Origin of the sequence: Aminobacter sp. NyZ550 (assembly GCF_025628925.2) — a bacterium.
In the GTDB taxonomy this organism is placed as follows: Bacteria; Pseudomonadota; Alphaproteobacteria; order Rhizobiales; family Rhizobiaceae; genus Aminobacter; species Aminobacter ciceronei.
This window is the reverse complement of the sequence record NZ_CP114190.1, coordinates 5017909-5038422: the sequence shown is the minus strand read 5'-3', so window position 1 is coordinate 5038422 and position 20514 is coordinate 5017909. Positions and strand designations below refer to the sequence as shown.

Here is a 20514-nt window from a genome sequence, read left to right as displayed (position 1 = left end):
CCCTTGTTTTTCGGCAGCCAGCCATTTCGTCCCTTTTTCGCCGTCGCTTCGCTGGATGCGCTTTTCGGAGCCGCGATTTGGACCCCCGCGTTGTCATGGGCACAGCCTTGGCTTGCGGGCCCGTCTGCCGGCGACTGGCATCGCCAAGCTCTGCTGTACGGCACGTTTCCTGCCATGCTCGCGGGCTTCCTCTTGACTGCCCTTCCGCGTTGGACTGGGAAGGCAGGGCCGCGGAACGCGGTGACGAAATTCCTTCTGGCGCTGTGGTTCGCCGCGCGCGGATCTTACGTCCTTGGGCCGCACGGCACCGGGCCAGCTATCGCGGCAGTTTTCCTGTCTGCGCTCACCCTGACGACGGCGGGGTATGTTATCTCCTCGAGGGATCGTCGGAACTACAAGATAGTCCTGCTGCTGTTCGGCTTCTCTGCCAGCGCAGCCATGACCGCGGCATCATATCCAGTTGATCTCACGCTGCGTCTGTCGCTCGCGACGATGACAGGTCTGCTGATGGTCGTGGGCGGTCGGGTCATTCCTGCGTTGACCGCCGCGTATCTCTGCAATTCCGGTGCTCCGTCAGTGCCTGCTCCCTTGGCTGTGATGGAGAAGGGATCGGCGGCAGCTGCGGCATTGGCGCTGTCTTTTTGGATCGCAATGCCCGACGCGCAAGTCACCGCCGTCGCCTGCGCGGCATGTGCCTCGCTCCAGCTGGCGCGGGCGACGCAATGGCGAGGCTGGCAGGTTCGTTTGCCCGCAGCGGTCGCGGCGCTCCATGTGGGATACTGCTGGATCGGGCTGGGCTTCGCCTTGCTGGCCCTGCACATATTGGTGCCGTTGCATGTCAGCACGGCGGCCGCGGTGCATGCCTGGACCGTAGGGGCGTTCGGAACGATGTCGCTGGCCATCATGGGGAGCATGATCCGGAAGCACAGCGGACTCGCTTTCGCCCGGTCAATTCGCGCCACGGTAGCCTACGCGGCGATGACGGGCGCGGCGGTCGCTCGCGTCGGGGGCGAACTCATCGCCAGCCAAGGTTCAGTCCTCCTGGTGTTGTCAGGCGGGCTTTGGCTCGTTGCGTTTCTGCTATTTATCGCAGCGTTCCATCAGCCATTACTCGTCCGCGGATGCCCACCGGGCCGCTAGACGCTGCTTCGTCAAGTTCCTGTGGAACTCTTGGGGGCTTGACCGTGAACCAGTTTGGCATTGGTTGCCGCGAACGTCCCATTCGACCCCCTGCATCGATCGCATCCTCAAGATCCTGGGTATAGTAGGCTGTCTCTTCGCTACCTCCGGAATAGTTGAGGCGGATTCGTCCGTCCCGCTTGCTCATGAGTATCCCCATGGCGCGAAGGCGTTCCTGGGCTTCGCGATAGTTCATGATTGCCCCCTATGTCTTGCCTGCCCCCAAAATGCGCAGCAATGATCACGCGGCGACGGTGCCTTGAGCGTTGCTGACTGCGGAAAGATCGAGAATTGTCCTGAGCACGTCCCCGTTGTGAACTAGATCGGCGAGAGAGTAGCTGTCGAAGACAGAAAGATAGGCTCCAACCGCTGCGCGAACGACGTTTCGCAACTTGCACTCGGGTGTCAGCACGCAGCCTTCGCCGTCCGCCATGCACGCGACCACAGGGAAGCCGTCTCCCATGGCGCGAACCACAGTGCCGACATTGATTTCGGTGGGCGCGAGCGCCAGGCGAACGCCGCCGGATCGGCCGCGCGCGGTCGACACCAGCCCCAATCTCCGGAGGTTTAGGGTGACTTTAAGCAAGTGGTTGCGCGAAATGCCGTAGCTTTCAGCAATGTCGTTTACCGTGCTGGTCCGGTCGGAATGCACGGCCAGGTAAATCAGCATCCGTAGCGCGTAGTCAGTATGAAGTGTCATGCGCATGGTGTGGTTGCTCTTTCGTCCGCTGCCCCATCTGGGAACGTGGGCAGGAAGTCGCGTATGCCTGCATGGTCACACTTCACCGCGCCCGCAGACGCGCCTCCGCAGCTACGGTTGTTCCGCGACGGCTGGGCTTGGTCGAGGACGGTTGAGTCCACCCTAATGCAGCGCCTTCTAAAGCCCTCATAATGGTATTGCGAATACCACTTTTATGGCTAGTCTGGTGCGATGACAAGAAAGGGCCGTGTGGGAGCACGCAGTCGTGATCGGCAGTTACGTTCCAGACATAAAGACGATCTAAAGATCTTCGGAGAGGTACCAAGGATGTCGGACACGCTCGACGTCTAGGGAGAGGTTTCATGGCTCAAAACACACCCGATGAAGCGCTCGTGCCCGATATGCGGCGCAAGCGACGCAATGAGCTTTTCGCCTTTCTTGTTTTGGCCTTTGGAATCTGGCCCGTTGTGGCCGTCGGCGTGGTTGGCGGCTACGGATTTCTCGTCTGGATGTTTCAGATTATCTTTGGCCCACCCGGGCCGCATGGCGGCTGAGGTGCACAAATGAGCGCCGCCGACATCACCAGACGTTCGTTTCTCGCCGGACGGAAGTCGTCTCCTCCTGAAATTATGGCTCGTCCGCCAGGGGTGGTGGAGCTTGCCCTATGCACGGGGTGCGGAGCATGCGTCGATGCCTGTCCGACGACCATCATTTCGCTCGCAGGAAACGTTCCGTTTCTGGATTTCGCCAGCGGTGAATGCACCTTCTGCGGAAGGTGCGCTGCAGCCTGCCCTGAACCCGTGTTCGGCAGCGAAGTTCCCCGGCGGTTTGCTCATGTGGTCTCGATCGGGTCGTCGTGTTTTGCGAGCAATGGGATCGCGTGCCAATCTTGCAGGGACGCATGCCCGGAAGAAGCCATCCGGTTTCAGCCCCGCGTCGGCGGCCCGTTCCTGCCTGTCCTGAATGAAACCGCTTGCAGCGGCTGCGGAGGATGTATCGGCGTCTGCCCCGCCGGGGCAATCACGATCTCGGAACGAAGCAAGGGGTAAGTCCATGCCTGAACTGCGCATTCGCCATATCTCCAGCGCGGTCGTGACTACGCTTCCCCATAAGGCGGACAGCGTTGCTGTCCTGCTTGCGGCAATGGAAGGGGTCGAGGTCAGGGCCAGGCACCAAGGTAAAATTGTCGTCGTGATTGATGGCGACAGTACCGGAGCAATGGGCGACTGCCTGACGCGGATGGCGTTGCTTGACGGGGTGGTCGCGGCGAACATGGTTTTTGAACACATTGAAGAAGCGGAGGTCACGGGACAATGACGACCGAACTGACACGGCGCGAGGTTCTGAAGGCCCATGCGGCTGGCATCGCGGCTGCCGCAGCCGGAATCTCCTTGCCGGCTGCCGCGCAGCCGGTCCCCGGTGGAGTGAGTGCCCTCGAGATCAAATGGTCGAAAGCGCCATGCCGATTCTGCGGCACCGGGTGCGGGGTCATGGTCGGAGTCAAGGAAGGCCAGGTCGTTGCCACGCATGGCGACATGCAGGCGGAGGTCAACCGTGGCCTGAACTGCGTGAAAGGATATTTCCTTTCCAAGATCATGTACGGGGCCGACAGGCTGACCACGCCGCTGCTTCGCAAGCGGAACGGGGTCTTCGACAAGGAGGGGGAATTCGAGCCAGTCTCCTGGGATGAAGCCTTCGACGTGATGGCCGAGAAGTGCAAGCAGGTGCTGAAGGAGAAGGGGCCTACCGCCGTAGGGATGTTCGGCTCCGGCCAGTGGACGATCTTCGAAGGATATGCAGCGACCAAGCTGATGCGAGCAGGGTTCCGCTCCAACAACCTCGACCCCAATGCGCGGCATTGCATGGCGTCAGCAGCCTACGGATTTATGCGGACGTTCGGCATGGACGAGCCGATGGGCTGCTACGATGACTTCGAGGCCGCCGACGCCTTCGTGCTGTGGGGTTCGAACATGGCCGAGATGCATCCGATCCTGTGGACGCGCCTGGCGGACCGCAGGCTTGGGCATCCGCATGTGAAGGTTGCAGTTCTGTCGACCTTCACCCACCGCAGCATGGATCTGGCCGACATTCCGGTGATCTTCAAGCCAGGGACCGATCTGGCGATCCTGAATTACATCGCGAACCACATCATCGCGACGGGGCGGGTCAACGAGGCGTTCGTGCGCGAACACACGACCTTCATGAAGGGCGCCACGGACATCGGGTACGGTCTCAGGCCTGAACACCCGCTGGAAATCGCGGCGACGGGCGCGGCCGATGCGGGCAAGATGGAGCCGATCGGCTTCGACGAGTTCAAGGCTTTCGTGGCGGAATACACGCTGGAAAAGACTGTCGAACTGACTGGCGTTGAACGCGAGTTTTTGGAGGAACTTGCCGAGCTTTACGCGGATCCGGCCCGGAAAGTCATGTCGCTCTGGACGATGGGGTTCAATCAGCACGTCCGCGGCGTGTGGGCCAACCAGATGATCTACAACATCCACCTGTTGACGGGCAAAATCTCGGAGCCGGGCAACAGCCCGTTTTCGCTGACTGGCCAGCCATCGGCGTGCGGAACCGCCCGCGAGGTCGGGACCTTCGCGCATCGCCTGCCCGCCGACATGGTGGTTACCAATCCCGAGCATCGGGCGCATGCCGAGGAAATATGGAAGCTGCCGCACGGTCTGCTGCCCGACAAACCCGGATACCACGCCGTGCAGCAGGACCGGATGCTCAAGGACGGCAAGCTCAATTTTTACTGGGTGCAGGTTAACAACAACGTTCAGGCGGGGCCAAACAACAGCCAGGAGACCTATCCCGGCTACCGCAATCCCGACAACTTCATCGTCGTGTCGGATGTCTACCCGACCGTGACCGCCTTGAGCGCGGACCTGATCCTGCCGGCTGCCATGTGGGTGGAGAAGGAAGGCGCGTACGGCAATGCCGAGCGCCGAACCCACGTCTGGCACCAATTGGTGCAGGCAAAGGGGGAGGCCCGCTCCGACCTCTGGCAGCTGGTGGAGTTCTCGAAGCGTTTCACGACGGACGAGGTCTGGACTGCGGAGATCCTCGACGCTAACCCGGAATATCGCGGCAAGACGCTCTTCGACGTCCTGTTCCGCAACGGCAATGTCGACAAGTTCCCGGCAGCCGAAATCAACCCTGAATACGAAAACGCCGAGGCCAAGGACTTCGGCTTCTACCTGCAGAAGGGCCTGTTTGAGGAGTACGCCGCGTTCGGCAGAGGCCACGGTCACGACCTGGCGCCCTACGATCGCTACCACGAAGAGCGAGGCCTGCGTTGGCCCGTGGTGGACGGCAAAGAAACGAAGTGGCGGTACCGCGAGGGCTACGACCCTTATGTCAAGCCGGGCGAGGGGGTACGGTTCTACGGCCGTCCGGACGGCAAGGCGGTCATCCTGGCCGTGCCGTACGAGCCGCCAGCGGAATCGCCTGACGACGAATTCGACCTGTGGCTTGTGACTGGCCGCGTTCTCGAGCACTGGCATTCGGGCTCAATGACCATGCGCGTGCCAGAGCTATTCAGAGCGTTCCCCGGGGCGCGGTGTTTCATGAACGCCGACGATGCGCGAAAGCGCGGCCTCAACCAGGGCGCCGAGATTCGCATCATCTCGCGCCGGGGCGAAATTCGGTCGCGGCTGGAAACGCGAGGCCGCAACCGCATGCCCAGCGGAGTGATCTTCGTGCCATGGTTCGACGCTAGCCAGTTGATCAACAAGGTTACGCTCGACGCTACCGATCCCATCTCCAAACAGACGGATTTCAAGAAATGCGCGGTCAAGATCGTATCGGCCGCTTGATCAAGCGGCATAAGCTGGCGGCGGCGCTTGTTGCCGTTGTTTTACTCACGGGAACTGCGGCGATCGCTCAGATGGCCTCGGAACTGACAGGAGCGACTTCGCCCATGGAGTCGCTGCCCGCCGACCCCCTGCCAAAGTGGGTCGTTGACGACATCCGCAAGATGCGAGCCTATCCTGACCAGCCTCCGGTCATCCCGCATTCGATCGAAGGCTATCAGCTCTCGGTCAACACCAACCGCTGCCTGTCGTGCCACAAGCGCGAGTTCACCCAAGGGTCGGGTGCGCCGATGATTAGCGTCACCCACTACCTGACGCGCGAAGGCCAGATGATCGCCGACGTGTCACCGCGGCGGTACTTCTGCACGGCGTGCCACGTGCCGCAGGCAGACATGAAGCCACTGGTGGAAAACTTGTTCAAGGACATGAGCGAGATGGGCGTCGAACCCGCCGGGAGCGAGTAAACGATGCAATGGATCAAGAAACTCGTTCTCTGGGCGTGGGGCATTCTTACCACTCCGGCGGCAACGCTCGGACTGGGCTTTCTGACCCTCGGAGGCTTCGTTGGCGGCGTCATTTTTTGGGGCGCCTTCAACACGGCGCTTGAGGTAACCAACACCGAGCAGTTCTGCACGTCGTGCCACGAGATGAAGAACAACGTGTACGAAGAGCTGACGCGGACAGTGCACTTCTCCAACCGCTCCGGCGTGCGCGCCTCCTGTCCAGACTGCCATGTGCCTCACAAATGGACTGACAAGATCGCACGCAAAATGCAGGCCTCCAAGGAGGTGTGGGGCAAGATATTCGGGACCATCGACACCAGGCGCAAGTTCCTGGATATGCGTCTCGAGCTCGCCCAGCATGAGTGGGCGCGGCTGAAGTCCAACGACAGTCTTGAATGCCGCAACTGCCATTCTTCCGTGGCAATGGACCTGTCGAAACAAACCACGCGCGCGGCCGAAATTCACACCCGTTACCTCCTTTCAGGCGAGGCGACGTGCATCGACTGCCACAAAGGCATCGCTCACGAGCTTCCGAACATGGAAGGCGTCGACCCGGGCTGGAAGGTGCCGCCCGAGCTGGAGGGACAACAGCTGCCGCAATCCACGGCGATCGATGAACTTGAACGCCTGATGACGAGCTATCACCCGGCTTCGCATAGCTTCGCGAAGTGACGACCAGACCCTGGCGTAACGTGATTTCGGTCGAAATTGTCGCACCCTATGGTTGCGGCGGCGATGATTGCGCCAGAACAAAGAGCAGGATCGGGACCAGTCATATCGTTCTCCTTGTCGAAACGACATTCACAAGGAGATTTAAATGTTCACGCGACGCGAAGCCCTCATCGGAGCAGTCGTAGCGGCTGCCGCGGCGGCCGCGATACCTGCCTTTGCGGCCCAGGCACAGACCGCGGACATCGCGGCCCTTCCTCGCCAGAAGGTATCGCTCGTTGCACCGCCCTTCGTCCATGAACACGACCAGGTGGCCAACGGCGGCCCAAAGGTCGTCGAGTTCACGATGAAGATCGAAGAAAAGCCGATCGTGATCGATGACGAAGGCACCACGCTCAGGGGCATGACGTTCAACGGCTCGATCCCCGGACCGATGATGGTCGTGCACGAGGGCGACTACCTGGAACTCACTCTGGTCAATCCGGAGACGAACGAAATGCCCCACAACATCGACTTCCATGCCGCGACGGGCGCGCTTGGCGGCGGGGCGCTTACGCACGTCAATCCAGGCGAGCAGGTAACGCTGCGGTTCAAGGCCACGCGCACCGGGACGTTCGTCTACCACTGCGCGCCGGAAGGCATGATCCCGTGGCACGTGGTTTCGGGCATGAGCGGGACCGTGATGGTCCTGCCGCGTGAAGGACTGAAGAATGAAAAGGGCGAGCCCGTTCGCTACGACAAGATCTTCTACGTCGGAGAGAACGAGTTCTACATTCCGCGGGACGAGAATGGCAAATACAAGAAGTATGAGTCCCTCGGCGAAAGCTATGACGACACGCTCAAGGTCATGCGCGGCCTGATCCCGACCCACGTGGTCTTCAACGGCAAGGTCGGCTCCCTCACGGGCAAGAACGCCATGACGGCGAAGGTCGGCGAAACCGTCATGATCGTCCACTCGCAGGCCAATCGCGATACCCGGCCGCACTTGATCGGCGGGCATGGGGACTATGTCTGGGAAGAAGGCAAGTTTGCCAACCCTCCGGCAAAGGACCTTGAGACCTGGTTCATCCGTGGCGGATCCGCAGGTGCTGCGCTGTATACTTTCCTTCAGCCCGGCGTCTACGCGTACGTGAATCACAATCTCATCGAAGCTGTCGAACTGGGTGCGACTGCTCACTTCACTGTCGAAGGCGAGTGGAACGACGACCTGATGAAACAGGTCGACGCGCCCAGACCGATCCCGATGAACTGACAACAGGACCTGAACAATGGAAGCGAGCGCGACCCGTCGGATTGCCCCCGGCGGGTCGCGTTTCGTTGAAGGCCACCACCATGCCAGTCAATACGCTAACATTAATCGGCAGCGCTGCTGCCATCATGACGGCCGGAGCCGTTGCCCTGCTGAATTGGACTGACGGTCCGAAACATAGCCAAGCTCGCACTCCGGCAGCGATCACCGTCGCGGCCGCGCCTGGACTCTTCTCGCACGCCGAGCCTGGCGAATTTCTGATGAACGAGCGCCCTGTTCCAGCACCGCGAAAGCGGGTCGCCATCAGTCAGCCACTAGAAATCATGAAGTATCAAGTGAGCCTGGACGAGTACGAGCGCTGTGTCAGCCTCGGCGCCTGCGAGGCAGCCGATGCTGAAGGAAGCGGCGACGTTCCGGTCACTGGAGTGAGCTACCTCGACGCCGAGGCATATGCTCGCTGGTATTCCGAGGCGACCGGAGAGACATGGCGGTTGCCAACTGATGAGGAATGGGCGCATGCCGCCAGCGAACGGTTTCGGAGCGACATCGAACCGTTGGAACAAGACGCGCAGAATCCCGCTCGCGCCTGGCTGTCGAGCTACCAGCGGGAGGTGGACTTGGAGCGGAAAGCAGACCCTGTGCCGAGGAGCCGCGGCTCTTTTGGGGTGAACTCCAAGGGCGTGGCAGACATCGCGGGCAACGTCTGGGAATGGACGTCGACATGTTATGCTCGTGTCACCATGGCCGCAGACGGCAAGGCCGCCGAAACGTCTATTGAGAATTGCGGTGTTCATGTCGTCGAGGGATTCCACCGGACATACATGTCGAACTTCATCCGTGATGGAAAGAGCGGTGGATGTGCTGTCGGCTTGCCGCCCGACAATCTGGGCTTCCGGCTGGTGCGGGAACGGCCTGCTGCCATGACCATAGCCGATTTCCAGGCGCAGATCCGGAGGCTACGGCGCGAAATGTTCGGCGCCTGACTTCCCATGCCGAACACGTGATCCGGCGCACGCAGGGTGGTTCATTGACAATGCAGCCAGTCAGTTTTTCTATACTCCGGCGGGATTTGGGGGTTTTGGCGTTGGGGGCGTGCTTCCTCAAAGAGAGCGAGCAATACACGAGAGTGGAACTTGTGCATCGGCTACTTGAGAATATGGGAGACACCGCCGAGGCTGCCCGTCAGACCTTCGAGTCTGAGCACGGCTGGAATGGCATTCTTGGAGGCTATGCAGCGGAGGTGCAACGAAAAGCGGCCTGAACTATCCCGTGGAATGGTTGGCCGATACATGATCGGCCACTGCCGTCAGCCTTTCCCGCATTACCAGCGCCGTAATCGCCCCTGAAAGAAAAGTGAGCGCTGCAATCGACCCTATGGCCCAAGGAAGTCCGAAGGTATCGGCGATAAGTCCGGCCGACAGCGCTCCGATGGCGTACCCCAGATCACGCCAGAAGCGGTACACGCTCAGTGACCTGGCGCGCCACGAAGGGTGTGAGGCATCCGAAACAGCCGCAATCAGGCTGGGGTAGACCATTGCCGTTCCCAAGCCGAGCAACAGGCTTGCCACCAGCCACCAGCCACCAGCCGAAGTCCCTGGTGAGAGCTGTCATCATGAGTGCCACTGCCTGCACCCACATTCCAGCAACGATCAGACCCTTCCGCCCCCAACGGTCGCTAAGCGGTCCAGTCAGCACTTGAAACAGTCCCCACACCCCAGGGTACACGGCCTTCAGGATGCCTATCTTCTCCACGCCGAGTCCGTTGGCGGCGAAAAAGAGCGGAAAGATGCCCCAACTCATACCATCATTGAGGTTGTTGACGAGCCCCGCCTGCGAGGCCGCAAAGAGATTGCGGTCGCGGAAGGTCGTCAGGGCGAACACTTCCCGAAAGCTGAGAGGGGATTCTTCCTTTGGATGGTTCGCCATTTCCAGTTGGACATGGGGGCGGGTGTCGCGCACCAGCAGAACCGACAAGGCCAACCCGAGAACCGCGTACACCACGCCAACATAGATCGGAATTGGTCGTAGACCATATCGCCCCGCGAGGTACCCGGAGAGGAATGCGGTCAGGCCAACCGCGAAGTAGCCTGCGAACTCATTGAGGCCGACGGCGAGGCCGCGACCCTTGGGACCGACGAGGTCGACCTTCATTATCACGGTCATCGACCAAGCCAGTCCCTGGCTGACTCCCAGCAATGCATTGGCGGCGATAATCCAGCTCCAACTGGGTGCCCAAAGGATCATGAAGGGCACCGGAAGGCCAAAGAGCCAGCCGAGGATGAGCACGCGCTTGCGCCCCCATCTGTCAGCGAGTTGGCCGGAGAGTAGATTAGCGAAGGCTTTTACCACGCCGAAGCTGACAATGAATGAGACGACTAATGTCGTCGAGGCAATGCCAAATACTTCGGAACCTATGAGTGGCACCACAGTGCGCTCAATGCCCACCATGCCGCCGACAAAGGCATTGATCACCACAAGCAGGGCAAACTGCCGCCAGTTTTGCTTGAGCCCGAGGGCGATCCGCGGAGATGATTGGATCACTGCGCAATCCCGGAGTTCGCAGCCCGCGTCTGAGTGGCGTTGGGCGGAGGTGGGGGGATTTCGACCGTCATTGCCGCTATGAATGCATCCTCGTCCTCAACACGATGCGTCTTATAGCACATCTAGATGTTGAACTCCTCGGATCGCCTAGCTCTTTCGGCTACCTGTCATAAGCTCGAAGCGAGGCGTAGCATTAGTCCTGTTCACCTCAGGGATTTGGGGGGCCAGATGGGCGTGGTGCGGTTTCGTACCAGAGACGCAATCGGGAACCTTTTAGGCTCAGTTGCGGTTGCGACAGCCCTCGTTCTGGCGATCAATCACGACCAGGCGCAAGCCCACGGAGCCGACACCGGTTGGACCTATCCTCCGGCATGCTGCGGGGGTGACCCCATTGAGGGAGATTGCCAGCGAATACCCTACGCTGCGGTCAAGACAAGGCTGAACGGCTTCGTTGTGACCCTCTACCCTGGCGATCATTGCCAGATTACACGAAGGCAGACGTTTCTGATCCCATATGGAAACGAAATTGCGTCGGGAGAACGCGATTATCACATCTGCCTTCATCCCACCAAGAGAGACGCAAACTGCTTCTTCGCACCTCCAGACGGTGCCTGACAATGAGCGCGAACCTCGCTGCCCCGCTGGGAGCGATGCTTGCTGCATCGGCGCTTTATACACCGCAGGCAAATGCTGCTGACGTTGATGCGGCGATTGTGTTCGCGGTCGACGTCTCGGCATCCATCGATCCCGCCACCGCCAACCTGCAACGCGAAGGCCATGCCGCAGCAATCTCTTCGCCCGAGGTCGTCGCAGCCATTACCCGCAACAGCACCGGTTGCATCGCAGTAACCTATGTCGAATGGGCAAGTTCTGGGCATGCGCGTTCGGTGGTGCCGTGGACAAGTGTCTGTGGCCTTAAGGATGCGCAAGCCGTGGCGTCGATCATCCTGAAGGAAGGCGATAGAGGCCTCGGATGTGAACAGACGTGCGCGACCTCCATTTCCTTCGCCATCGATCTCGGCTGTATGCTGCTCGACAGTTACGTTGGATCAGCCGCCAGCAAGGTCATCGATATCTCGGCCAATGGCACCAACAATGACGGCTTGCCCGTTGCAGTGAGCCGACGGCGGGCGATTGCCAAGGGTTACACAATCAACGCAATCGCCATTCCCGAGATGATACTCAGCGTTGTTTACGATCTCACCGAATATTTCGACAACAATGTCATTGGTGGTCCGAGAGCATTTGTCATCGCGCCATCCACGACAACCGACTACGCGGCAGCGCTCCGCCGAAAACTCGTTGCTGAGATCAGTCTGTCGATCCGGCCACCCAGCAAGGAAATGGTCGTCGTCCGAGAGTAACGTCCCGGTCGCGGATCACTCCTCGCACCTCTTCTTTCGAATTCTTGTGGATGAAATTTCCGGCATTCGGTAGCAAAACCACCAGTTCTTACCCTATCCGATCCGTGTACCTGCGGCCGATAAACCATCAAGGATTCGCTCGGAAGCTCGACCAAGGAGAGAACGCTCTCGCCAGATGGAACGAGCTCCAGGCCGATTTCATCGATCTGCTGATCGACCGGAACCACCGTTCAGGGCGCTTCATGGAGGAGTACTACTTTAGCCAGTGTCTGAAGCGGGTGCTCCATTTCGGTGACGACACCCGCGTCACGCTGCTGTAGCGGAACTCTGCACCTGTTACGTTAGTTTGGGTTGCAACAAAGCCTTCCCGAAGAGCGCTGCGAATCCCAGGAACGCGACCGACCATGCCGCTCCTGCGATCTCGATCAGATGGAGTTCCGGGAGAAAGACGGCCGCAATGCGCAAACCTGCAGCCGCGATGATGGCCGCAAACAGGAAAGCTGCTCCGTGTCCTGCCTTTAGCGGCCGCCCGGTGTGACCCAGCGTGGCGCGTACCATGACGGAAAGTGTCATGGCGCCGATGGCTCCGCCGCCAAGGGCATGTATCCCCGCTGCGACAGGCAGGCTCTCGGGAAGCACGATAGAAGCCGCCAGGAGAGTGAAACCCACCGGAATGAATCCATAGGCGAGGTGGAGGACCAGGACCAGTGGATCCTTGATGGTCCGGTCACCGGCCCATCGCGCCAGGCGTACCGACTGCAAAGCGGCCGCCATCCCTAGCGCAACGGCCGTAACTACGCTGGTTGGAGCGAAGCACCATGAGGCGAGCGCAAGCGCGCCGACTGCAAGAGAGACCACGTCGAAGCGATTGAAAGGCACGGGAAGGCGTCCCGGATTCTGCCGGACAAGCCAGTTCCGCGTAAAGCTCGGTATGATCCTTCCGCCGATGATCATGACCAGCAGCACCGCGGCGCTCATGCCAAGCCGTCGGCTCGTGTCGGAAAGGCCGAGATAATGAGCTTCAAGGTGGAAACATACGTTTGCTGCCAGAAGCATAGCCAGCGGCAGCAGCACTTTCAGATTGCGCCAGTTTCGGCCCGCAACGATTTCAATGGTGGCCGCCAGAGCCACTGCGCCAAGGAATGCCGCGTCCACCATCGCCGCCACTTGCCAGCCAATGGCAGACGAGAAAAACACCGCGAGGCGGCCTGCGATCCAGATCACCACGAGACCCAAGAGGGGAAATCCCTGAACGGGCAGGCGGCCCGTCCAGTTCGGAATGGCAGTGAGCAGGAAACCAGTGACGATCGCCGCCAGATAGCCGAACAGCATCTCATGAACATGCCAGTCCAGTGGCGCCAGAAGGCTGTAGGTCTCAAGGTGGCCAGCATAAAGCGGGAGCCAGAACAGGATCGAGAGTCCCGCGTACAACGACCCGAGCAGAAAGAATGGCCTGAACCCGTACGACAGTATTGCTGGTCCTTTGTAGGACCGTAGTCTTGGAATTCCCATTCTTGCGACTTTCAAAAAAAGAACCGGGCGGTCAAGAAATGTCCGCCCGGTCGGCCTCAGCGAGGGTAATTGAGGCCAGGAGGAGAGCGTAATTACTTGGCGGCTACCGCCTGGCCGAAGAGTTCGGCGAACGCTGCCTTGGCCTTCCCGGTCTGCTTGACGGCCTTGGCCGCATCGGCGTTGACTGGCTGGCCGACAACCACGAGGGCGACCATGCCCATGCCGTAGTGGGGAGTGCACTTCACCCCGTAGACGCCTTCCTTGTCGAGGGTCACCGTGATCTCCTCGTTCATCTTACTTTTGAAATCGGCGGCGCCTTCAGGGATCATGCCCTTGATGGACTCGGCGTTGTGCGACTTATCGGTCGGCACGAACTTCACTGTGTCGCCAGGCGCTGCCTGAACGAAGTTCGGCTGAAAGACCATTGCGCCCTTTTCGCCCTTGTTGAGCATTTGGACCACGTGTTCCGCAGCATTGGCGCCGCCAGCGAATACGAAGAGCGAAACGGCAGTCGTGAGGTGGAGGAGGAATTTCATCATATGCCTTTCTAGCGATCTGTGGCTGCGTCAGCAGTTGCCTCTCACTACTCCGATTGCCGTCGAGGGAATTTGCGATTGCGCAAATTCGGCAAGAAAACCTTGGAAGTGGCGCGACCTCGGGATGGCTAACTACCGAAGACGGTTGAAGTTCGATGTTTGTGGGAGGTTTGGCCCCTCGGAGAAGGAATTCGCGGATGGTAGTTCGCGCGACGCGAACCGTCTTTCCCCCAGAGGGTAACGGGCAAGACTCCCGCAAGACGATTGACACAGATCAATCTATTTTTTCTTCTTGGGGTACACAGTGCCGTACGCACGATAGCCACAAAACCGCAGCAGTGGAGGTAGTTTTGTACACGAACATTCTCATAACCACGGATGGCTCGGAACTTGCGCAGAAGGGTGTCGACCACGGCCTGACGTTAGCGAAGAGCCTTGGCAGCAAAGCGACTGTGATAACGGTGGCGGAGCCCTACCCACTGCACAGCCCCGCTACAATCGGGTCATGGACTGAAGCTCAGCAACATCATGCTGATGCTGCCTTGAATTTGGCAAAAGAAGCGGCCGCTAAGATGGGCGTGACCATCGAAGTAGTGCTGGCGTCGCATACATCGCCCGCGGAAGCGATCGTCAAAACAGCACAAGATCGGGGATGCAACCTCATCGTTATCGCATCCCACGGCCGACGTGGTGTGAGCAGGCTTTTGCTCGGAAGCCAAACCGCGGAAGTTGTCCACCTCTCCAAGATTCCGGTGCTTGTCGTACGGTAGAGCCGTGCGAACTACCCAGGCCTGCAGTGCCGCGCCGACGCCAAGCGCCAGCGCGGTCTGCCATTGCACGGAGCGCCGAAAGATAGCTATCGCCTCTCTGAGGAGACGCGTCCAAGCGCTATTGATTTGTCGCCAAGTTTCGAGCTTCGGCGCGGGCAACAATTAGCTGTCGCAGCTGGGCTTCGTCCATCCCGCTCGCCGGAAGTTGGGCGATTATGTCAGCAACGGCCGCAACGACAGAAATTACATTCGGTGGACTGATGAGGTCGAGATAACGGTCGACCGCATCGAGGGCCTCTTTCTCATATTTGTCCATCTTTGGTCCTGTCAGCGGATCGCGCTAAGGCAGTGAACCGTAGCAGCCGCGAACTTCTGGGCGCGATTGCGTTCCGATTCAGTCGGAAGCCGTTCGCCGAAATCGAGATAGCAGTCCAGGAGCAGCTCGCAAAGTGCCGCCATCCCCAGCGAGCCTGCGCTTGGTGTGTTTTGCAGCAGGGGCGAATGGCCAAGCGGCGATCTCGCCAGGCTATCCGCGCGCATCCGTGCTTGGCGCGCAAGCTCCCGCAGCCGTGTTCCCTCGGCGGCAGTTCCGCGGGCAGCTGCGACTTCAAGCTGTTCGGAAAGCCGAAGCTCCATCTCGTCCCAAGCGAAAGCCGTCCTTCTGGATGCGGTCCGCTGCTTGTGAAACGCCAGCCTTCGCTCCCGGCGCAACGTGGCTACGTGCCCCAGCTCCTCCCTCGCCATCGTCTCCGCTGCCTCCCGCAACTCGTTTGTCGGTGCGCGCGCGGCCATGTAGGTCCAGAAGACAAAGGCGCGCTCTTCGTTGCGCACCGCCATCGAGAACGCCCGATAGCCGTTCAGCAGCTCGGGTGCGATGGTTCCCGCTCCCTCATCGTCGAAAACGTCGGAGAGCTGCCAACTGATCCGTGATTGTTCTGGCTGCTTGCCGCTGACCTGGTGGGACCAGTGCGTGACGTTGTCGATGTGTTGCCTTTCCTCCGCGGCCAATCTGTCAAAAACGCCGGCGAGATCGGTCCGGCCTTCCTTGCGCATTCTGGAAGACAGTTCTGAATAGCCCGAGGCGGCCTCCTGCTCCATCGCATAGGCGAGGGCGATTAGCTCGTCCATCGTATCGACGGACACATAGGGCTCCCATTTCAGAACCGACATGAACTTCCTCCCAGCACGAACTTTGGAACAACCTAGAACGGGATGCTGACCTTCAGTTTGCGCTGGATCAAAGACGCGCGGGCTTAAGCCGTCTTTATCGCTCTCGAGCCAGCGACCTGCATGCGGTTGCAGTCTCGTCGCGTGGGCAACCACCCCGTGGGCAAAAGACGAGCCTTGGCGAAGTCGCTAGGCCGAACCGGAATTCGATCGTGACAAGCGCATTTCTCCCCCAAGCCAAGAAGGCAGCCGCCAGAACCTTGATGGCCGCCTTGGCAGTTACTGCAATCGCCTTCGTTATTTTTGGGCAACGGGCTGACGCTTCAGCGGCGAGCCGGGTTGCCGAATTCTTGCCCAAGGCGCAGCCCGGCGAGTTCTTCCAGGGCGCCGAACGGTTCGGCGAACTTGCAGGAGAGCCGCCGCTCGCCCCTGTATATCGAGGCGACGACATCCTGGGGTACGTCTACCTCAATTCGGATTTCACCAGCGCGGTCGGCTATTCCGGCAAGCCGATCCATATCCTGGTCGGCATTGACAAGCACGGCGTTGTCCGTGGGTTCAAGCTCGTTGACCACAAGGAGCCCATCGTCCTCATTGGCATCCCCGAGAAAAAGGTGGTCGCCGCGCTGAACGCGCTCATAGGCAAGGACATGGGGCGGGTAGCAGCGGGCGCTGAGCGACCGCCCCAGGTGGACATCGTCAGCGGCGCAACGGTTACCGTGCTCGTGATGGGCGACAGCATCGTGCGGTCGGCGGTTAAGCTGATCCGAAGCAACAGACTGGGGGAAGCAGGACTGGCGTCCGCTCCCGCCCACGCTGCGACGACGAAGCTCGACCTGTCCAAACGCGAAGTCCACGATTGGGAGGCTCTCGTCGGGGACGGCTCGGTCCGAAAACTGCAGCTGTCGGTGGGCGAAGTTACCGAGGCGTTCAAGCAGGCTGGCTTGGCGCAGGCCGCCGCACGGCCTGAATCGAACACTCCAGGCGACCGTTTCATCGAACTTTACATCGCTCCAGTCAGTGTACCGTCGATAGGCCTCAGCCTGCTCGGCAAGAGCGGGTTCGAGCGGATGCAGTCGATGCTAAAGCCTGGCCAGCAGGCGATCGTTGTTGCCGGGGACGGGCTCTATTCGTTCAAGGGATCCGGATACGTCCGGGGAGGCATTTTCGACCGGATCGAACTCCTCCAGGATGGACAAGGAGTACGCTTCCGCGACCGCAATCACTCCCGCCTCGGCGATCTGGCAGCGGCCGGCGCACCGCGGCTGCGAGAGATCGCATTGTTCGTCGTGCCGCCGGAGTTTTCGCTGGACCTGACCGAGCCTTGGGAACTGCAGTTGCTGGTGCAGCGCAGCTTTGGCGCACGCGAGAAGGCGACGCTTCCCTTCAACGTCGGCTATACGCTGCCGAAACAATACCTGACCGTGAATGAGCCGCCGGCACCGCCGGTGGCTCAGTCACAGCCTTCGACAGCCGCATCGCCCGCAGCCCAGCCTGACGCCAGCGCCGGAACATTTCCAGACGAAGAGCCGCTCTGGGTCAGGATGTGGAAGATGAACACCGTGTCTATCGGCATCACGGTGTTAGGGCTTCTTGTCCTTACCGCCATTTTCTTTTTCCAGGATTGGCTTGTGCGGCGGCCGAAGCTTTTTGGCTGGGTGCGTCGCGGCTTTCTGTTGTTCACGCTCGTTTGGCTCGGCTGGTACGCCAATGCGCAGCTGTCCGTAGTCAATGTGCTGACCTTCACAAACTCCCTGATTACCAACTTCAATTGGGAGTTCTTCCTTTCCGCGCCCCTCGTTTTCGTCTTGTGGGCGTCGGTCGCGGCAGGCCTGCTGTTTTGGGGGCGCGGGCCGTTCTGCGGCTGGCTTTGTCCCTTCGGCGCCTTGCAGGAGCTAACCAACAATCTGGCCCAATGGCTGAAAGTGCCTCAGCTGAAGGTGCCTTTCGGGCTGCATGAGCGGCTGTGGCCTATCAAGTACATTATCTTCCTAGGGCTGTTCGGGCTCTCCTTCTACTCCGTCGCGCTGGCAGAAATGTTCGCGGAGGTCGAGCCGTTCAAGACGGCCATCATCCTTAAATTCGCGCGGGAATGGCCATTCGTGATCTTTGCGCTGACGATCGTGTCACTCGGACTTTTCGTCGAGCGGTTTTACTGCCGCTACCTCTGCCCGCTGGGCGCAGCGCTCGCCATCCCTGGCCGGATCAGGATGTTCGAATGGCTCAAGCGCTATCCGGATTGCGGCTCGCCGTGCCAGCGCTGTGCCAAGGAATGTCCGGTGCAGGCAATTCATCCGGAAGGCCAGATCAACGTCAACGAATGCATCTACTGCATGCATTGCCAGGAACTCTACCACGACGACCATCGCTGCCCGCACATGATCCAGGTGCGGCTGAAGCGCGAAAAGTTCCAGGCGCTTTCGTCGCCTTCCTTGCGCAGCGACAACGATCGCGGACCTGCAAAGCCTGTAATCACCCATCGGGGCGCTCCAATTCCCCCAGCGCCGGGGAAAGCCGAGCCGACGAAACAGCCATGAGCGAAAAAAGGAGGCTCAAATGTCAGACGAGCAAATCAACAGACTGAATAGGCGACAGCTGCTGGGCACTAGCGTAGCCGCGGGCGCAACCGCCGTGAGCGGAGCCCTGACGCTGGCAGGCGGAGCCGTATCGCCCGCCGCCGCTCAGTCCTCTTCTGCTGCGCCGAGCGGCGAAGGCGGAAGTTATGAGGTGAAGCCCGGCGAACTCGACGAATACTACGTCTTCTTTTCCAGCGGCCAATCGGGCGAGGTCCGTATCGTCGGCGCACCCTCGATGCGCGAAATGATGCGCATTCCGGTCTTCAACCGCTGCAGCGCCACCGGATGGGGCCAGACGAACGAGAGCCGCAAGGTGCTGACCGAAGGACTGCTTCCCAACACGAAGGAGTTCCTGAAGGACAAGGGCGGGATCTACCTCAACGGCGACCTGCACCATCCTCACCCCTCCTTCACTGACGGAACCTACGACGGCCGCTATCTGTTCGCCAACGACAAGGCCAACACCCGCGTCTGCCGCATTCGTCTCGACGTGATGAAATGCGACAAGATCATCCAACTCCCGAACCAGCACACCGTCCACGGCCTCCGCGTGCAGAAGTATCCGAAGACCGGATACGTCTTCTGCAACGGCGAAGACCGGGTGCCGATCCCCAACGACGGCAAAGTGCTCGACGACCACAAGCAGTATCACGCGATCTTCACAGCCGTTGACGGCGAGACGATGAAGGTGGCCTGGCAGGTGATGGTCGACGGCAACCTCGACAACGTTGATGCCGACTATCAGGGCAAGTACTGCTTCGCCACTTGCTACAACTCGGAAGAGGGCGTGAACCTCGCCGAGATGATGGAAAAGGAGCAGGACTGGGTCGTCATCTTCAATCTCAAGCGCATCGAGGATGCCGTCGCCAAGGGCGACTACAAGGAGATCAACGGCGTTCCGGTGATCGACGGTCGCAAGGGCTCGCCTTACACCCGCTATGTTCCAGTGCCGAACAGCCCGCATGGCATCAATACCGCGCCCGATGGAATCCATGTCGTCGCCAACGGAAAGCTGTCGCCGACTGTGACGGTCTTCGACGTGCGCAAGTTCGACGAGCTGTTCGACGATAAGATCCAGCCCCGTGACACCGTCGTCGCCGAGCCAGAACTCGGACTCGGGCCGTTGCACACTGCCTACGACGGCAAGGGCAACGCCTACACGACGCTCTTCATCGACAGCCAGGTTTGCAAGTGGAACATCGACGACGCCAAGCGGGCCTTCAAGGGGGAGGCGGTCGACCCCATCCGCCAGAAGCTGGACGTCCACTACCAGCCCGGCCACAACCACACCTCGATGGGACAGACCAAAGAGGCCGATGGCAAGTGGCTGATTTCGCTGAACAAGTTCTCGAAGGATCGCTACCTCAACGTCGGGCCGCTGAAGCCGGAGAACGACCAGCTCATCGACATCTCCGGCGACCAGATGGTCCTGGTGCATGACAACCCGACCTTCGCGGAACCGCATGACGCAACCCTGGTGCACCGCTCCAAGGTCAATCCCGTTCATGTATGGAACCGTGAAGATCCGTTCTTCGCCGATGCGGTCAAACAGGCGAAGGCTGACGGGATCGACCTGATGTCGGCGGCGGAAGTCATCCGCGATGGCAACAAGGTGCGCGTCTACATGACGTCGGCGGCGCCGGCGTTCAGCCTCGAGAGCTTCTCGGTAAAGCAGGGCGACGAGGTCACAGTCTACGTAACCAACATCGACGAAGTGGAGGATCTCACCCACGGGTTCAGCATCATCAACTACGGCATCAATATGGAGGTCGCGCCGCAGGCGACCGCGTCGGTCACCTTCACCGCGAGCCAGCCAGGCGTGTACTGGTATTACTGTTCGTGGTTCTGCCATGCCATGCACATGGAGATGAAGGGCCGCATGTTCGTCGAGCCGCAGGGCGCTTGACGGCCATGACCCGTTCGGGAGCATTCA

The 20514-nt window shown here is 60.2% G+C and carries 21 protein-coding genes; 14 read left to right on the top strand and 7 right to left on the bottom strand.

Features of this window, described 5'->3' with window-relative positions:
• The first annotated feature begins 3 nt into the window (after positions 1-3).
• A complete protein-coding gene (locus tag N7E70_RS25050) occupies positions 4-1140 on the top strand; it encodes an NnrS family protein (protein WP_083948677.1) in 1137 nt (378 codons plus the stop codon).
• Between the two features lie 280 nt (positions 1141-1420).
• On the opposite strand, the gene N7E70_RS25045 is transcribed toward N7E70_RS25050, so the two are convergent.
• Positions 1421-1885 carry an RrF2 family transcriptional regulator gene (locus N7E70_RS25045; protein WP_067964985.1) on the bottom strand — a complete coding sequence of 155 codons (465 nt, stop codon included), beginning with the start codon at positions 1883-1885 and terminating at the stop codon, positions 1421-1423.
• A 395-nt stretch (positions 1886-2280) separates the two neighbouring features.
• Between N7E70_RS25045 and napE the strand changes: the two genes are divergently transcribed.
• The 8 genes from napE to N7E70_RS25005 all read left to right on the top strand — a co-directional run bounded on the left by napE (position 2281) and on the right by N7E70_RS25005 (position 9098).
• On the top strand, positions 2281-2433 hold the full coding sequence (gene napE, locus N7E70_RS25040; protein ID WP_154386989.1) for a periplasmic nitrate reductase, NapE protein: 153 nt from the start codon (positions 2281-2283) through the stop codon (positions 2431-2433).
• A 9-nt stretch (positions 2434-2442) separates the two neighbouring features.
• Positions 2443-2928, top strand: a complete 486-nt coding sequence (locus tag N7E70_RS25035) for a ferredoxin-type protein NapF (RefSeq protein WP_083948676.1) — start codon at positions 2443-2445, stop codon at positions 2926-2928.
• Positions 2929-2932: 4 nt separating this feature from the next.
• Positions 2933-3196, top strand: a complete 264-nt coding sequence (locus N7E70_RS25030) for a chaperone NapD (RefSeq protein WP_067964980.1) — start codon at positions 2933-2935, stop codon at positions 3194-3196.
• The gene (napA, locus tag N7E70_RS25025) at positions 3193-5697 is read left to right on the top strand and encodes a periplasmic nitrate reductase subunit alpha (protein ID WP_263007948.1); all 2505 of its coding nucleotides are present in this window, start codon (positions 3193-3195) and stop codon (positions 5695-5697) included. The genes N7E70_RS25030 and napA overlap by 4 nt, the downstream gene beginning before the upstream one ends.
• On the top strand, positions 5667-6158 hold the full coding sequence (locus tag N7E70_RS25020; RefSeq protein ID WP_067964975.1) for a nitrate reductase cytochrome c-type subunit: 492 nt from the start codon (positions 5667-5669) through the stop codon (positions 6156-6158). Before napA ends, N7E70_RS25020 begins: the two co-directional genes overlap by 31 nt.
• 3 nt (positions 6159-6161) lie before the next feature.
• On the top strand, positions 6162-6869 hold the full coding sequence (locus N7E70_RS25015) for a NapC/NirT family cytochrome c (protein WP_067964973.1): 708 nt from the start codon (positions 6162-6164) through the stop codon (positions 6867-6869).
• A gap of 145 nt (positions 6870-7014) precedes the next feature.
• On the top strand, positions 7015-8118 hold the full coding sequence (gene nirK / locus N7E70_RS25010; protein ID WP_067964971.1) for a copper-containing nitrite reductase: 1104 nt from the start codon (positions 7015-7017) through the stop codon (positions 8116-8118).
• 65 nt (positions 8119-8183) lie between these two features.
• A complete protein-coding gene (locus N7E70_RS25005) occupies positions 8184-9098 on the top strand; it encodes a formylglycine-generating enzyme family protein (RefSeq protein ID WP_310327998.1) in 915 nt (304 codons plus the stop codon).
• A 279-nt stretch (positions 9099-9377) separates the two neighbouring features.
• Here N7E70_RS25005 and N7E70_RS30950 read toward each other — a convergent pair whose 3' ends face one another.
• Both N7E70_RS30950 and N7E70_RS24995 read right to left on the bottom strand, forming a co-directional pair.
• Positions 9378-9650, bottom strand: a complete 273-nt coding sequence (locus tag N7E70_RS30950) for an MFS transporter (protein WP_246340997.1) — start codon at positions 9648-9650, stop codon at positions 9378-9380.
• Complete coding sequence (locus tag N7E70_RS24995) at positions 9559-10656, bottom strand: MFS transporter (protein WP_246787003.1); 1098 nt, start codon at positions 10654-10656, stop codon at positions 9559-9561. Before N7E70_RS24995 ends, N7E70_RS30950 begins: the two co-directional genes overlap by 92 nt.
• Before the next feature lie 617 nt (positions 10657-11273).
• Between N7E70_RS24995 and N7E70_RS24990 the strand changes: the two genes are divergently transcribed.
• Together N7E70_RS24990 and N7E70_RS24985 are read left to right on the top strand one after the other, a co-directional pair.
• Positions 11274-12020, top strand: coding sequence for a DUF1194 domain-containing protein (locus N7E70_RS24990; RefSeq protein ID WP_067964967.1), 747 nt, complete (start codon positions 11274-11276; stop codon positions 12018-12020).
• Positions 12021-12070: 50 nt separating this feature from the next.
• Positions 12071-12340: a hypothetical protein gene (locus tag N7E70_RS24985; protein ID WP_067964965.1), complete on the top strand. Its 270-nt coding sequence runs from the start codon at positions 12071-12073 to the stop codon at positions 12338-12340.
• 16 nt (positions 12341-12356) lie between these two features.
• Here N7E70_RS24985 and N7E70_RS24980 read toward each other — a convergent pair whose 3' ends face one another.
• Positions 12357-13532, bottom strand: a complete 1176-nt coding sequence (locus tag N7E70_RS24980) for an NnrS family protein (RefSeq protein ID WP_067964963.1) — start codon at positions 13530-13532, stop codon at positions 12357-12359.
• Between the two features lie 92 nt (positions 13533-13624).
• Positions 13625-14068, bottom strand: a complete 444-nt coding sequence (locus tag N7E70_RS24975) for a pseudoazurin (RefSeq protein ID WP_067967011.1) — start codon at positions 14066-14068, stop codon at positions 13625-13627.
• 350 nt (positions 14069-14418) lie between these two features.
• Between N7E70_RS24975 and N7E70_RS24970 the strand changes: the two genes are divergently transcribed.
• Positions 14419-14838 (top strand): universal stress protein, encoded by a 420-nt coding sequence (locus N7E70_RS24970; protein WP_067967008.1) that lies wholly within the window; start codon positions 14419-14421, stop codon positions 14836-14838.
• Between the two features lie 118 nt (positions 14839-14956).
• Here the strand turns inward: N7E70_RS24970 and N7E70_RS24965 are convergent, their stop codons facing one another.
• The gene (locus N7E70_RS24965) at positions 14957-15154 is read right to left on the bottom strand and encodes a hypothetical protein (protein WP_067964961.1); all 198 of its coding nucleotides are present in this window, start codon (positions 15152-15154) and stop codon (positions 14957-14959) included.
• Between the two features lie 11 nt (positions 15155-15165).
• Positions 15166-16008: a ferritin-like domain-containing protein gene (locus tag N7E70_RS24960; RefSeq protein ID WP_067964959.1), complete on the bottom strand. Its 843-nt coding sequence runs from the start codon at positions 16006-16008 to the stop codon at positions 15166-15168.
• Positions 16009-16268: 260 nt separating this feature from the next.
• On the opposite strand from N7E70_RS24960, the gene N7E70_RS24955 reads away from it, so the two are divergent.
• Complete coding sequence (locus N7E70_RS24955; protein ID WP_067967006.1) at positions 16269-18542, top strand: NosR/NirI family protein; 2274 nt, start codon at positions 16269-16271, stop codon at positions 18540-18542.
• A gap of 19 nt (positions 18543-18561) precedes the next feature.
• Positions 18562-20487 (top strand): TAT-dependent nitrous-oxide reductase, encoded by a 1926-nt coding sequence (gene nosZ / locus N7E70_RS24950; RefSeq protein WP_067964956.1) that lies wholly within the window; start codon positions 18562-18564, stop codon positions 20485-20487.
• Positions 20488-20514: the final 27 nt, after the last annotated feature.